This is a genomic window from Kineococcus sp. AC630, assembly GCF_979255925.1.
This window is the reverse complement of record NZ_CEEDMJ010000006.1, coordinates 141,721-155,575: the sequence shown is the minus strand read 5'-3', so window position 1 is coordinate 155,575 and position 13,855 is coordinate 141,721. Positions and strand designations below refer to the sequence as shown.

Genomic DNA, 13,855 nt, shown 5'->3' with positions numbered 1-13,855 from the left:
TCCCAGCGTCACCGCTCGCTCACACACCCCCTCGCGCTGCGTGCGGGGCGTGGTGAGAGGATCGCGACGGAGCAGTCGCCAGCACAGCCGACCTCAGGAGCATTTCGTGGCAGGTGCCGCCGAGCAGCAGTACGACGTCGTCATCCTCGGGGGAGGCAGCGGGGGCTATGCCACCGCGCTGCGTTCCGCCGAGCTGGGCCTGAAGGTGGCCCTGGTGGAGAAGGACCTCCTGGGAGGGACCTGCCTGCACCGCGGGTGCATCCCGACCAAGGCCCTCCTGCACGCCGCCGAGGTCGCCGACACGACCAGGGAGTCGGAGACCTTCGGGGTCCGCGCCTCCTTCGAGTCCATCGACATGGCGGGCGTCAACAAGTACAAGGACGGCGTCATCGCGCGTCTCTACAAGGGTCTGCAGGGGCTCGTGAAGTCCCGCAAGATCGACCTGATCTCCGGGACCGGCAAGCTCGTCGCGAAGAACACCGTCGAGGTCGACGGTCAGCGCTACACCGGCCGGTCCGTCGTCCTGGCCTCGGGTTCCTACTCCCGCAGCCTGCCCGGCCTCGAGATCGGCGGTCGGATCATGACCAGCGAGACGGCCCTCGGCCTGGACTCGGTGCCCGAGAAGGTCATCGTCCTCGGCGGCGGGGTCATCGGCGTCGAGTTCGCGAGCGTGTGGCGTTCCTTCGGCGCCGACGTGACGATCGTCGAGGCCCTCCCGCACCTGGTCCCCCTCGAGGACGAGGCGGCCAGCAAGGCCCTCGAGCGCGCGTTCCGCAAGCGCGGCATCAAGTTCTCCCTCGGCGTCCGCTTCAAGGGGGTCGAGCAGACCGACTCCGGCGTCGTCGTCACCCTCGAGGACGGCAAGACCTTCGACGCCGACCTCATGCTCGTGGCCGTCGGTCGCGGTCCGAACACCGCCGGCCTCGGCTACGAGGAACAGGGCATCACGATGGACCGCGGGTTCGTCCTCACCGACGAGCGCCTCGCGACCAACGTCGCCGGCGTCTACGCCGTCGGCGACATCGTCCCCGGCCTGCAACTGGCCCACCGCGGGTTCGCCCAGGGCATCTTCGTCGCCGAGGAGATCGCCGGCCTCGACCCGAAACCGGTCGACGAGCTCGGCATCCCGAAGGTGACCTACTGCGAGCCCGAGGTCGCCTCCGTCGGCCTCACCGAGGCCAAGGCCCGGGAGAAGTTCGGTGACGTCGACGTCCTCGAGTACAACCTCGGGGGCAACGGCAAGAGCCAGATCCTCGGCACCACCGGTTTCGTCAAGCTGGTCCGGCAGAAGGACGGCCCCGTCGTGGGCGTCCACATGGTCGGTTCCCGCATGAGCGAACAGGTCGGCGAGGCGCAACTCATCGTGAACTGGGAGGCCTACCCCGAGGACGTCGCCGCCCTCGTGCACACCCACCCCACCCAGAACGAGGCCGTCGGAGAGGCGTTCCTGGCGCTGGCCGGGAAACCGCTGCACTCCCACTCCTGACCCGAACCTGAAACCCGCGGCGTCCTCCGGGCGCCGGAGAACGTCCGTGAGGAGAACCGAAGACATGTCGAACTCGGTGCAGATGCCCGCTCTCGGTGAGAGCGTGACCGAGGGCACCGTCACGCGGTGGCTGAAGTCGGTCGGTGACACCGTCGAGGTGGACGAACCGCTGCTGGAGGTGTCCACCGACAAGGTCGACACCGAGATCCCCTCGCCGATCGCCGGTGTCCTGCTGGAGATCCTCGTGCCCGAGGACGAGACCGCCGACGTCGGCGCCGACCTGGCCCGCATCGGTGAGGCGAGCGAGCAGGGCGGTGGGGCGTCCGCGCCGGCGCCGCAGGAGGAGTCGACCCCGGAACCTGCGCCGGAGCCCGAACCCGCGGCCCCGCCCGCACCGGCTCCGTCGGCCCCGGCTCCGTCGGCCCCGGCCGCTGCGCCCTCCGCCGGCTCCGGTGGCGGCGAGCCCGTCAAGATGCCGGCGCTCGGCGAGTCCGTCACCGAGGGCACCGTCACCCGCTGGCTCAAGGCCGTCGGGGACAGCGTCGAGGTCGACGAACCGCTCCTCGAGGTCTCGACCGACAAGGTCGACACCGAGATCCCCTCCCCGATCGCCGGCACCCTGCTGGAGATCCTCGTCGGCGAGGACGAGACGGCCGACGTCGGCGCCGACCTCGCCCGCATCGGCGACGCCTCCGCGCAGTCCTCGGCCCCGCAGGAGGAGACCCCCGCGCCGCAGGAGTCGCCGCAGGAGGAGTCCCTGGCCGACGAGGTCGCGGAGCGCGAGACCGCGCGGTCGCAGGCCGAGCAGGCCACCCAGCCCTCGACGCCGGCCGCCAAGGAACCCGAGGCCGCTCCGGCCCAGGAATCCGCTCCGGCACCCACCCCCGCCCCGGCCCCGGCCCCGGAGAAGCCGGCGGCTCCGGCCGCCGCCGAGGCCACCGGTGGCAGCACCTACGTGACCCCGTTGGTGCGCAAGATGGCCAAGGACCTCGGGGTAGACCTCTCCTCCCTCACCGGCACGGGTGTCGGTGGCCGCGTGCGCAAGCAGGACGTGCAGGAGGCGGCGGACAAGGCAGCGGCCGCCGCCAAGGCTGCCGCGGCCCCGGCCCCCGCGGCCGAGAAGCCCGCGGCCAAGCCCGCGGCGGCGGTGGAGGTGTCCGCCAAGCGCGGCACCACCGAGAAGATGTCGCGCCTGCGCAAGGTCATCGCCCAGCGCATGAAGGACTCGCTGCAGAACTCCGCGCAGCTGACGACGGTCATCGAGGTCGACGTCACCCGGGTCGCCCGGCTGCGGGCGCGGGCGAAGGACAACTTCGCCGCGACCGAGGGCGCGAAGCTGACGTTCCTGCCGTTCTTCGTGAAGGCCGCGGTCGAGGGGCTCAAGCAGCACCCCTCGCTCAACGCCAGCATCGACGGCGAGAACATCGTCTACCACGGCACCGAGAACGTCTCGATGGCCGTGGACACCCCCAAGGGCCTGATCACCCCGGTGATCAAGGACGCCGGGGACCTCAACCTCGGTGGCCTGGCCCGCAAGATCGCCGACCTCGCGGCCCGCACCCGGTCGAACAAGATCACCCCGGACGACCTGTCCGGCGGCACGTTCACCATCACCAACACGGGCAGCATCGGGGCGCTCTTCGACACCCCGATCCTCAACGCCCCGCAGGTCGCCATCCTCGGGACGGGCGCGATCGTCAAGCGTCCGGTCGTCCTCACCGACGCCGAGGGGCAGGAGACCATCGCGATCCGCTCGATGATGTACCTGGCGCTGTCCTACGACCACCAGGTCGTGGACGGTGCGGACGCGGCCCGCTACCTGCAGACCGTGAAGAAGCGCATCGAGGCCGGCGAGTTCGAGGGCGACCTCGGTCTCTGACCCGACCTGTTCCGGCAACCCCGTTCCCGCCCGGCGGGAACGGGGTTGTTCCTTTCCCGAGAACCTGGAGTTCCACCGTGCGCATCCTCGTCAGCGGAGCCAGCGGGCTCATCGGCCGTCACCTCGTCGCGAAGTTGCGCAACGGCGGTCACGAGGTCGTGGTGCTGGTCCGTCGCCCCGAACGCGAACCGTCCGAGCTGCGCTGGGACCCGGCCGCCGGGGACCTCGACCCGGCCCGCCTCGGCCGGATCGACGCCGCCGTCAACCTGTCCGGGGCCGGTGTCGGCGACAAGCGGTGGACCCCGGAGTACAAGGAACTCATCCTCCGTTCCCGCACCGAGACGACGTCCACCCTGGTGGGCGCACTCGTGGCCCTGGACCAACGCCCAGAGGTCCTGGTGAACGCGTCGGCCATCGGGGCCTACGGCGACGGCGGCGACACCGTGCTCACCGAGGCCGCCCCCCGCGGCGGGGACTTCCTCGCCGCGGTCGTGCGGGAGTGGGAAGAGGCGACCGAACCCGCTGCCGCAGCGGGGATCCGGGTCAGCCTGGCCCGCACCGCCCTGCTCGCCAACCCCGTCGGCGGCGCCTTCGGACAGTTGCTGACGCTGTTCCGCCTCGGTCTGGGCGGACCGATGGGCGACGGCCGCCAGTGGTGGAGCCTCATCTCCATGCCGGACGAGCTCGCGGCGTTGGAGTTCCTGCTCACCCACGCCGTTCCCGGGCCGGTCAACCTCGCGACCCCGGAACCCGCGACGAACACCGCCGTCGTGAGCGCCCTGGGGGCAGCCCTGCACCGCCCCGCCCTGCTGCCCGTCCCGTCGTTCGCGCTGCGGATGGTGCTGGGCGAGTTCGCCGAGCAGATCACCGCGAGCCAGCGGGTGGTCCCGACCGCCCTGCTGGAGGCGGGGTTCACCTTCCGCCACCCCGACGTCGCCTCGGTCACCGGCTGGCTGGCGAACGCCTGAGCGTCACCCGACCGCGCTGATCCGCCACTCCCCCTCGACCCGGTCCAGGGTCAACCGGGACGTGCGCGGCGCGCTCTGCGGGACGCTCGTCCGGGCCCCGTCCGCGGCGACGGTCTCGTGCGCCGACGTGACGACGTCGGTGCTCAGGGTCCACTGCTCCCCCGTCCCGCTCTCGACCCGCACGTCGCTCACCGCGAACCCGAGTCCCGTGAGGGAGGTCCCCGCACGGGCGAGGTCGTCGAGCACCGCCCGGTCCGCCGCGGCGGCGGACGACCCGGGGACGTCCACCCGGTCGAGCGCACCGGCCTCCCCCGAGGAGAGCGCGCTCGCCCGGCGGTCGGCGAGTTCGGTCACGACGGCGACGGGATCGGTCCCCCGGAGGACGTCGGCGCCGGCGATCGCCGCGGGGGTCTCCCCCACGGGCGCTGCCGGGGTCTTCCCCACGACCGGCGCCGCGACGTCGGGCGCCGCCGGAGCGGGTGCCGCGGCGGACGCGTCCGGGGAGGCGGGCGCTGAGGGCCCGGAACCGTCGCCGCGCAGCGAGAGGGCGAACACCCCCGCGCCCACGACGAGCACGACGCCTCCGGCCACGAGGGGGAGCCGCAGGCCACGGGTCCCGCCGCCCGCCCGGCGCCGGGGCGGCCCCGCAGGAACCGCCCGGCGCCGAACGGTGGGCGTCGCGGGGCTCGGGCGCGCGCTGACCGGCGGCGGGGCCGTGTCGGACAGCTGCCGGGTGGCTCCCGGCGGGGGCGGGACCACGGGTGCCGGGGTGCCCGGAACCCGTCGGGGCGCGGCGGGTGCAGCGCTCGGCGTCAGACCCCGGACCGCCCGCGGACGGGACGCCGCGGACACCGCCGCGGCCAGCTCCCCGGGCGTCGGACGCCGGGACTGGCTGCGGTGCAGTCCCTCCTGCAACGCCGCGAGCACGACGGCGGAGGATCCGGGCGGCAGGTCCGCGGCCGCCCGCCGGACGGCCGACCGCGCGCCGAGCGCCCCGGCTCGGGTCGCCACCTCACCCGTCAGCGCCCACCACCCCAGCGCGGCGAGCCCGTAGACGTCCGAGGCCGCACCGACACCACCGCCGCCCAGAGCGGTGGGGTCGGCGAAACCGGGTGTCCCCAGGACGCTGCCGTGCTGGCGGCCCAGAGCCCGCGAGACCCCGAGGTCGGCCAGCAGCGGTTCACCGCGGGCGTCGAGCAGGACGTTGCCGGGGGCGATGTCCCCGTGCACCACACCGGCCGCGTGCAGGTCCTCCAGGGCCGGGCCGAGCACCGAGAGCAGCCCGGAGACCTCACCGGCGCTGAGGCGCCGGCGCTGCGCCACCAGGGCCGCGAGCGATCCGCCGACCGCGAGGTCGAGGACCAGGACCGGTCGCCCCTCGGCGTCGGTGGAGATGTCGTGCACCGCCACGACCCGGGGGTGGCGGACCCGGCGCAGCATGGAGAGTTCGGCGAGGAGGTCCCCGGAACCCCCGGGGTGCAGGACCTTCAGCGCACGTTCGACGTCGTCGACGCCGGTGCCCGCCCAGACGACGCTGGAACCGCCGGCGCCCAGCAGCCGGTCGATGCGGTAGCCGTCCACCACGGGGGCGCGGCGGCGGGGATCGTCCCCGAGCGCGGCCAGCGCCTCCCGCCGCCACTGCCGGGCGGGGGCCGTCTGCGTTCCGGGTCCTGTGCGCTCCACGTCTCAAGGGTGCGCTACGCCGGGGACTGCCGTGCCGGTTGTCCACAGGCTCGATAGGCTCTGCGGGTGACCGTCAGCACCACTTCCGATGCCTCCTCCCTCAGCCCGTACGGGACGGAGTCCCCGCACGGCTCGGCGCTGCGCTCCTCGGCCGAGGTCGTCGTCATCGGCGCCGGGCTCGCCGGCCTCGCGTGCGCCAAGCACCTCAGCGCCGCCGGGCTCGACGTGGTGGTGGTGGACTCCGCCGACGCCGTCGGTGGCCGGGTGCGCACGGAGACGGTGGGCAGCTTCCGCGTCGACCGCGGGTTCCAGCTGCTGAACCCCGCCTACCCCGAGGTCCCCAAGGTCCTCGACGTGGACGCCCTCGACCTGCAGTCCTTCGACGCCGGAGTCGCCGTGCACCGCGGTGGCCGGATCAGCACGCTGCGCGACCCGCGACGCCACCCGACGGCCGTGCTGGACGCCCTGCGCTTCCCGCTCGGTTCGGTGAAGGAGAAGGCCGCCCTCGCGCGCTGGGTCCTGAAGGTCACCTCCGCGGGCGACCTCAAGGACCCCGACACGGGCTGGTCGGACGCGCTGGACGCAGCCGACGTCCACGGCGAACTGCGCTGGTCGATCCTTGAGCCGTTCCTGGCGGGGGTGCTCGGCGAGGTCGACGGGACCACGTCGCGCCGCTTCGTCGACCTGCTCGTCCGCAGCTTCCTGCGCGGGACCCCGGGCCTGCCCGCCCGGGGCATGCAGGCCGTCCCCGACCAGCTGGCGGCGGGGCTCCCCGCCGGGTCCGTCGTCCTCGGGACGGAGGTGCGCCACATCGGTCTCGCACCGCGTTCGCTGGTCGTCCAGACCGTGGCGGGCGGGGTGAACTGCGAGCGGATCGTCGTCGCGACCGACGCGCACACCGCCGCCCACCTGGTCCCCGAACTCTCGGTCCCCGACAGCAACGGGCTGTCGACGTTCTGGTTCGCCGCCGCGACCTCCCCCGCGCCGCAGTCGCGGGAGAAGCTGCTGCACCTCGACGGCGACCGGTCGGGCCCCGTCGTGAACTCCGCCGTCGTGTCGTCGGTGGCCCCCGGCTACGTGCTGGCCGGCAGCGACCACCGCGCGCTCGTCAGCGCCCAGACCCTCGGGACCGACACCAGCGCCGAGACGGAGCAGCGCGTCCGCGAGCAGCTCGGCCGGGTCTACGGCGTGAACACCGGTGCCTGGGCGCTGGTCACCGCGCACTCCATCCCGCACGCGCTGCCCGTGGTCGCGCCGCCCTTCGAGGGGCCGCAGCCGGTCGAGGTGGGCGACGGCGTGTTCGTCGCCGGGGACCACCGCGAGAACTCCTCCCTGCAGGGCGCGCTCGTGTCCGGTCGGCGCGCCGCGGACGCCGTGGTGTCGAGCGTGTTCGGCCGCAACGGGATCCGCCGTGCCGGCTGACCGCCCGACCATCGTCGCGACGTCGGGCGGTTTCACCCGTCGTGAGCGCGGCGGGCTGGACTGGGCGGGAACGGCGCACCTCGCCGTGGACCTCGCGAAGGTCCCCGCGAGCCGGCGTCCCCGGCTCACCTACCTGGGCACCGCCGGTGGAGACCAGCGGACCTGGGCCGCCGAGGTGCACGCCGCCGGTGAACGGGCCGGGTTCTCCACCACCGTGCTCGACCTGTTCCCGATGCCCAGCGTGGAGGACCCCGCCGCGCAGTTGCTGGGTTCCGACGTCGTCTGGGTCGGCGGGGGCTCGGTCGCGAACCTCCTCGCCGTCTGGCGCGTCCACGAGCTCGACGGGGCGTTCCGCGCCGCGTGGCAGGCGGGGGTCGTCCTCGGCGGGGTCAGCGCGGGGTCGATCTGCTGGTTCCAGGGCGGCACGACCGACTCCTTCGGGACGGAACTGCGCGCCGTGACGAACGGGCTGGGCCTGCTCCCCTACGGCAACGGCGTCCACTACGACTCCGAGGCCCGCCGGCGTCCGCTGGTCCACGAACTCGTGGGTTCCGGGGTCCTGGGCGAGACGCACTGCAGCGACGACGGAGTGGGACTGGTCTACCAGGACACCGAACTCGTCGAGGCCGTCACCGAGGTCCCCGGCAAGGGCGCCTACATCGTCCGGCGGGGCGAGGACGGCGTCGTCGAGACCCGCGTCGACCCCCGCCCCCTCTGACCCCCACCCGCGATCTCGCCGGGTTTCCCCGCGGGAGCGCGGGTCAGGGACGGGCGCGGAACAGGTCCGCGGCGCGTTCGGCGACGGCGATGACGGGGGCCTGGGTGTTGCAGGTCGGGATCGACGGGAACACCGACGCGTCGCAGACGGACAACCCCTCCACCCCGTGCACCGCGAGGTCCGGCCCGACCACCGACCGCTCGTCGGTCCCCATCGCGGCGGTGCCGCTGGAGTGGAAGAACGTGTCGACGCTGCGGCGCACGAAGGCCACGGCCTCCGCCCGGTCGCGCGGGCGACGTTCCGGCGCCGCCGCTCCGGAACTCAGCGCCCGGTACCCCGAGGTCGCCATCAGGTCGAAGACGGTGTCGATCGACTCGACCAGCGCCTGCAGGTCATCGGGTTCGGCGAGGTAGTTCGGCTGGACGTGCAGCGGAGCGCCGGGCTCCGCCGACGTCAGCCGCACCGCTCCGGTGCTGCGCGAGCCCATCAGACCGGGCGACACGGCGAAGACGTCGCCGGACACGTCGTGGGCGGCGCGCACCTCGGGACCGGCGTGCGGACCCTGCACGACGAACGCGTGCAGGTCCGGGCCCACCCCGGCCACGGAACTGCGCCAGTTCAGCATCGCGCCACCCCCGTTGTCCCGCACCGGGCCCAGCGGTTCGCGGGCCCGGAACACCATGCCCATGAGCAGCGGGTGGTCGGCGTAGCGGTCCCCCACCCCCGGCAGCGCGACCCGCGTCGCGAGCCCGAGCCGGGACAGTTCCGCGGGGTCCCCGATCCCGGACAGCGAGAGCAGCCGCGGGGTCTCCAGGGCACCGGCGGACAGCACCACCCGCTCCGCCCGGGTCGTCCGCAGTCCACCGTCCACGACGTGCTCCACCCCGACGGCGCGCAGGCCCTCGAACACGACGCGGTGCACCGGGGAGCCGGTGAGCACGTGCAGGTTCGGTCGCTCCAGCGCCGGTTCGAGGTAGCCCCGCGCCGTGCTCCAGCGTTCCAGGACACCGTCCGCGCGGCGGCGGGCGTTGAAGTTCGCCAGCGTCGCCCCGAGGTTGTCGGCGGCGTTGGCGTCCTCGATCACGGGCAGCCCGAGTTCGCCCGCACCGCTCAGCAGCGCCGACGCGACGGAGTGCGGGTCCTTCGAGGTCTCGATCCGCATCGGGCCACCGGCTCCGCGGAACTCGCTCGCCCCGCCCTCCCAGTCCTCGCTGCGCCGGAAGTACGGCAACAGCGACGCCCAGTTCCAGCCGCTCGCTCCGCGACGTTCCCAGTCGTCGTAGTCGCTCGGGTGCCCGCGGTACCAGAGCATCGCGTTGATGCTGGAGGACCCGCCGAGCACCCGGCCGCGCGGGATCGGGATCGTCCGCCCGTCCACGAGGTCGGTGGGCGCGTGGACGTGCCGGTGGTCCAGGTCCCCACCGAGCAACGACACCCAGCGACCGGCGTCGAGGACGTCGGCCAGCCCGCGGTGGTCGGGGCCGGTCTCCAGCAGCAGCACCCGGGCAGCCGGGTCGGCCGACAACCGGTTCGCCAGGACGCAGCCGGCCGCGCCACCACCGACCACCACGTAGTCGTAGGTCATCTCAGTTGTGCTCGCTCGGGCCCATGATGGTGATGCCCTCGGTCGCCTCGACGTGGCGGACGAAGACGTACTTGTCCTCCCGGCCGTCGGAGTGCTTGCGCTTGATCCCCGGTTGCAGGATCCCGTCGGTCTTGGCGACGAGCACGTAGGGTTCGTCGGCCGCGAGTCCCGCGGCGCAGTGGGCGTCGAACTCGTCGAGGTCGCTGGTGACGAACGCCTTCTCCACCCCGCAGCCACGGGCGATCGCGGCGAGGTCGACGCGACCGCTGGCGGTGTGCGTCCTCGGGCCGCCGATGGACTGGTACTGCTCGTTGTCCCACACCACGACGAAGAGGTTCTTCGGCTGTTCGTTGCCCAGGGTGGCGAGGATGCCGAGGTTGAACAGCAACCCCCCGTCGGTGTCCAGGGACACGACCCGCCGGTGCGGCAGCCCGACGGCGAGGCCGAACGCCTCGGGGGTGACGCACCCGAGCTGCTGCTGGAAGAGGCTGGCGCTGCGCATGTGCGGGGCCGCGTCGTACCACTCGTCGACCGCCCCACCGAGGGACAGGACGACGAGTTCGTCCTGCAGGCGGGCGCCCAGCTTCTCCATGCACTGGTAGCGGGACATCTTGGCCGTCGTCGTGGCGCTCATCGGACGATCCCTCCGCCCAGCACGACGGCCGAGTGGTAGTAGGCGTTGTAGGACCAGTCGTAGGAGTCGGTGATCGCGCGTTCGATCTCGCCGACCTCCCGCACGATCCGGTAGGGGGTGCGCAGGGCGTCGAGCAGCGGTTCCATGGTGATCCCGTGCGGGATGGCCCACCAGTTGTTCTCGCCGAGTTCCCCGCGGTAGCTCATGAGCATGATGACGGGGATCCCGGCACCGAGGCCCATCCGCGCGAGGTGCTCCGTCGCGGCCCGCAGCCCGGAGTTCTCCATGACCAGGGCGGCGCGCTTGCCGGAGAGGAACACCCCGCCGCAGATCGCGGCCCCCTCCCCCTCGTTGGTCACCTGGATGGTCCGGATGTCCGGGTCGGCGTCCAGGGCGGGGTAGAGCTCCTTGAGCAGGGAGTCGGGCAGGTACGCGACGACGCTGACGCCGGCCTTCTTCAGCCCGGCGATCACCGCCTCGACGGCTTCGGGGGTCATGCGCTCGTCTCCTCGGTCTTCGGGGGGCCGGGGAGCGAGAACCGGCTCCCCGGGTGGGTCGGTGCGAGCCGGCCACCGGGACGACCGGACAGCCTCTCGCGGAGCGTGGGTCCGGAGGCTCCCGTCGTCGTGGGGCCGGAGGCTCCTGTCGTCGTGGGGCCGGAAGACTCGCCGAGCAGACCGCGGTCGCGCAGCAACGGCTGGACGAGCTCGATGAACTCCTCGTAGCACTCCTGCCCGCCGAACGTCGGTTCGAGCATCAACCCGTCGACGTCGCTGCCGGTGACGATGGCGGTCAGCTCGTCGGCGACCTCCGTGGGGGAACCGGTGACCTGGAACCCTCGGATCGCCTTCCGCCGGAAGTCGTCGAGGACGTGCCCGACGGTCGGGACGGGTTCGCCGGGCCGGACGAAGCGGTTGACCAGGGTCTGCCCGGAGTCGCTGGGCGGCAACGCCGTCAGCGGGGTCGTGGGGTCGACCTCGCGGAGGTCGAGGCCGGTGAAGCCGGCGAACACGACGGCCGCGTCCCGCACGGCGAAGCAGGCGTCGAGCTCGGCGCGCTTCTCCCGCGCGGCGGCGGAGTTCTCCGCCACGGTCACGGTCACCCCGGTGATGACCTTCACGTCGTCGGGCCGACCGTGCCGGACGGCCTGGGCGCGGATGTCGGCGACGTGCGCCCCGGCCTGGGCGATCGTCTGGCCCTGGATGAGGACGGCCTCGGCGTTGCGCGCGGCGAACGCCCGGCCGCGGGCCGAGGTCCCGGCCTGGAACAGGACGGGGGTGCGCTGCGCGGAGGGGGCGACGGCGAACTGCCCCGACACCCGGAACGCGTTCCCCGAGTGCTCGGTGCGGTGCAGCCGGGCCGGGTCGGCGTACACGTTGGCGCTACGGTCCCGAAGTTCCGCACCGTCCTCCCAGCCGCCTTGCCACAACTGCAGGCACACGTCGACGAACTCGTCGGCAACGTCGTAGCGCGAGTCGTGCGTCCCCGACGCGGCCACGCCGAACAACCCGTCCGTCGTGGACTGCGACGAGCCGGTCACGACGTTCCAGCCGATCCGCCCGCGGGTGTAGTGGTCCAGCGACGCGAACCGCCGGGCCGTCGCGTAGGGGTGCTCGACCGTCGTCGGGGAGGTCACGACGAAACCCAGCCGCTCCGTCGCCATCGCCAGCGCCGGGATCGCGAGCATGGCGTCGAGCGCGGGGAACTGCAGGCCGTGCGCCGCGACCTCCGCAGGCAGCGATCCCTCGATCGTCGGGTAGCCGTAGGTGTCGGCGAAGAAGAGGAAGTCGAACCCCGCGCGGTCCAGCGTCCGGGCGAGCCGGATCCAGTAGCCCAGGTCGTCCCAGTCGTCACCACGACCGCCCGGGTGGGTCCAGGTCGGCATGCCGTTGCTGGGGTTGATCATCTCGAACACCCCGAGGGCGATGCGCTTGCGTCGCGGGGTCACAGCAGCCCCACCACGGTCTTGGTCTCCAGGTAGTTCTCCAGGCCCTGCGGCCCGTTCTCGTACCCCCAGCCGGACTCCTTGTGCCCGCCCTTGGGCAGTTCGGGGCCGAGGTAGGAGTGGCAGTTGATCCAGACCGTCCCGGACCGGATCCGGTGCGCCACCCGGTGCGCGGAGCTGAAACCCTGCGTCCACACGCTGGCGGCGAGGCCGTAGCGGCTGTCGTTGGCCCAGGCGAGGACCTCGTCGAGGTCGTCGTAGGGCGTGACGGTGACGACGGGCCCGAAGACCTCCTCGCGCACGATGCGGTGGTCCTGCGCGACGCCGGTCACGACGGTGGGTTCCACGAACGTCCCGAGCGCGCCGCTGCGCCGTCCGCCGCTGACGACCTCGAGACCGTCCTCGCGCAGGTAGCCCTCGACGCGTTCGGCCTGAGCGGTGCTGACCAGCGGCCCGAGGTCGGTCTCGGGGTCGAGGCCGTGCCCCAGCCGCAACCCCCGGCCGAACGCGGCCATCCCCTCGACGAGCCGATCGTGCACGTCGCGGTGGGCGTAGACCCGGGAACTCGCCACGCAGACCTGGCCGCCGTTGTCGAAGATGCCGCGGGAGATCCCCTCGACCGCCTCGGTGAGGTCGGCGTCGGGCAGCACGATGGCGGGTGACTTCCCGCCGAGTTCCAGGGTGAGGCGTTTGAGGTTCCCCTCGGCCGCACGGAGCAGCCGCTTGCCGACGGCGGTGGACCCGGTGAAGGCCACCTTGTCGACGCCGGGGTGGTCGGCCAGCGCCTGACCCGTCTCGTGGCCGTAGCCGGTGAGGACGTTGACGACGCCGGCCGGGAACCCGGCCTCGACGACGAGCTCCGCGAGGCGCACCGCGGTGAGCGGGGTGTTCTCGGCGGGTTTGAGGACCACGGTGCAGCCGGCGGCCAGCGCGGGCGCCAGTTTCATGCTCGCCATGAGCAGCGGTGAGTTCCACGGCACGATGGCCGCGACGACGCCCACCGGTTCGCGGCGGGTGTAGGCGAGGACCTCGCGCCCGACGGGGGTGCGCGAGAGCGAGGTGGGGATCGTCTGACCGAGGATCTTCGTGGCCCAGCCGGAGTAGTAGCGGAACTGGTTGATCGCGGCGGGCACCTCCCCGAACCGCGCGGTGCGCAGGTTCTTCCCCTGGTCGAGGACCTCCAGCTCGGCGAGCTGCTCGAGGTCGGCCTCCAGGAGGTCGGCGAGGCGCCACAGCAGCTTGGCGCGCTCGGCCGGGGTCGTCCCGGTCCAGGCCGGTCCCTCCAGCGCGGTGCGGGCCGCGGCCACGGCGGCGTCGACGTCGCCGGCACCGGCCCGCGCGAGCTCGCCCAGGACCGCACCGGTGGCGGGGTCCGTCGTGCTGAACGACCGGCCGTCGGCCGCGGGCCAGAAGGCGCCGTCGATGAGCAGTCCGTGCGGGGATCGGTCGAGGAACTCCCGGGTGCGGGCACCGGGGGCGGGAACGGTCACGGTCGGTCCTTCCGGAAGGGGACGGCGAAGCACAGAGCGCGCACA

11 protein-coding genes are annotated in these 13,855 nt (G+C 73.2%); 5 read left to right on the top strand and 6 right to left on the bottom strand.

Annotated features, from left to right (window positions below):
• Positions 1–106: 106 nt before the first annotated feature.
• The 3 genes from lpdA to AC0I8G_RS08600 all read left to right on the top strand — a co-directional run bounded on the left by lpdA (position 107) and on the right by AC0I8G_RS08600 (position 4,333).
• Positions 107–1,486, top strand: a complete 1,380-nt coding sequence (gene lpdA / locus AC0I8G_RS08610) for a dihydrolipoyl dehydrogenase (protein WP_471729534.1) — start codon at positions 107–109, stop codon at positions 1,484–1,486.
• 64 nt (positions 1,487–1,550) lie between these two features.
• Positions 1,551–3,365: a 2-oxoglutarate dehydrogenase, E2 component, dihydrolipoamide succinyltransferase gene (sucB, locus tag AC0I8G_RS08605; RefSeq protein ID WP_471729533.1), complete on the top strand. Its 1,815-nt coding sequence runs from the start codon at positions 1,551–1,553 to the stop codon at positions 3,363–3,365.
• A 77-nt stretch (positions 3,366–3,442) separates the two neighbouring features.
• On the top strand, positions 3,443–4,333 hold the full coding sequence (locus tag AC0I8G_RS08600) for a TIGR01777 family oxidoreductase (RefSeq protein ID WP_471729532.1): 891 nt from the start codon (positions 3,443–3,445) through the stop codon (positions 4,331–4,333).
• Positions 4,334–4,336: 3 nt separating this feature from the next.
• Here the strand turns inward: AC0I8G_RS08600 and AC0I8G_RS08595 are convergent, their stop codons facing one another.
• A complete protein-coding gene (locus AC0I8G_RS08595) occupies positions 4,337–6,016 on the bottom strand; it encodes a protein kinase domain-containing protein (protein WP_471729531.1) in 1,680 nt (559 codons plus the stop codon).
• 66 nt (positions 6,017–6,082) lie between these two features.
• Here AC0I8G_RS08595 and AC0I8G_RS08590 point away from each other — a divergent pair, with 66 nt between their 5' ends.
• On the top strand, positions 6,083–7,438 hold the full coding sequence (locus AC0I8G_RS08590; protein ID WP_471729530.1) for an FAD-dependent oxidoreductase: 1,356 nt from the start codon (positions 6,083–6,085) through the stop codon (positions 7,436–7,438).
• Entirely contained in the window at positions 7,428–8,156 is a 729-nt protein-coding gene (locus tag AC0I8G_RS08585; protein ID WP_471729529.1) for a Type 1 glutamine amidotransferase-like domain-containing protein, read from the top strand. The genes AC0I8G_RS08590 and AC0I8G_RS08585 overlap by 11 nt, the downstream gene beginning before the upstream one ends.
• A 43-nt stretch (positions 8,157–8,199) precedes the next feature.
• Here AC0I8G_RS08585 and AC0I8G_RS08580 read toward each other — a convergent pair whose 3' ends face one another.
• From AC0I8G_RS08580 to AC0I8G_RS08560, 5 genes are read right to left on the bottom strand one after another with little or no spacing between them, the layout of a single operon-like run.
• Entirely contained in the window at positions 8,200–9,741 is a 1,542-nt protein-coding gene (locus AC0I8G_RS08580; protein ID WP_471729528.1) for a GMC family oxidoreductase, read from the bottom strand.
• Between the two features lies 1 nt (position 9,742).
• Positions 9,743–10,375 carry a thiamine pyrophosphate-dependent enzyme gene (locus AC0I8G_RS08575; protein WP_471729527.1) on the bottom strand — a complete coding sequence of 211 codons (633 nt, stop codon included), beginning with the start codon at positions 10,373–10,375 and terminating at the stop codon, positions 9,743–9,745.
• Positions 10,372–10,872 carry a thiamine pyrophosphate-binding protein gene (locus tag AC0I8G_RS08570; RefSeq protein WP_380260115.1) on the bottom strand — a complete coding sequence of 167 codons (501 nt, stop codon included), beginning with the start codon at positions 10,870–10,872 and terminating at the stop codon, positions 10,372–10,374. Before AC0I8G_RS08570 ends, AC0I8G_RS08575 begins: the two co-directional genes overlap by 4 nt.
• Positions 10,869–12,323: an NtaA/DmoA family FMN-dependent monooxygenase gene (locus AC0I8G_RS08565; protein WP_471729526.1), complete on the bottom strand. Its 1,455-nt coding sequence runs from the start codon at positions 12,321–12,323 to the stop codon at positions 10,869–10,871. The genes AC0I8G_RS08570 and AC0I8G_RS08565 overlap by 4 nt, the downstream gene beginning before the upstream one ends.
• Positions 12,320–13,810 carry an aldehyde dehydrogenase family protein gene (locus tag AC0I8G_RS08560; RefSeq protein ID WP_471729525.1) on the bottom strand — a complete coding sequence of 497 codons (1,491 nt, stop codon included), beginning with the start codon at positions 13,808–13,810 and terminating at the stop codon, positions 12,320–12,322. Before AC0I8G_RS08560 ends, AC0I8G_RS08565 begins: the two co-directional genes overlap by 4 nt.
• Positions 13,811–13,855 lie beyond the last annotated feature (45 nt).

What these genes read in the sequence shown, in the direction of transcription:
- sucB (WP_471729533.1), top strand. Translation starts at nt 1,551, where the DNA reads ATGTCGAACTCGGTGCAGATGCCCGCTCTCGGTGAGAGCGTGACCGAG.
- AC0I8G_RS08580 (WP_471729528.1), bottom strand. Translation starts at nt 9,741, where the DNA reads ATGACCTACGACTACGTGGTGGTCGGTGGTGGCGCGGCCGGCTGCGTC.
- AC0I8G_RS08575 (WP_471729527.1), bottom strand. Translation starts at nt 10,375, where the DNA reads ATGAGCGCCACGACGACGGCCAAGATGTCCCGCTACCAGTGCATGGAG.
- AC0I8G_RS08570 (WP_380260115.1), bottom strand. Translation starts at nt 10,872, where the DNA reads ATGACCCCCGAAGCCGTCGAGGCGGTGATCGCCGGGCTGAAGAAGGCC.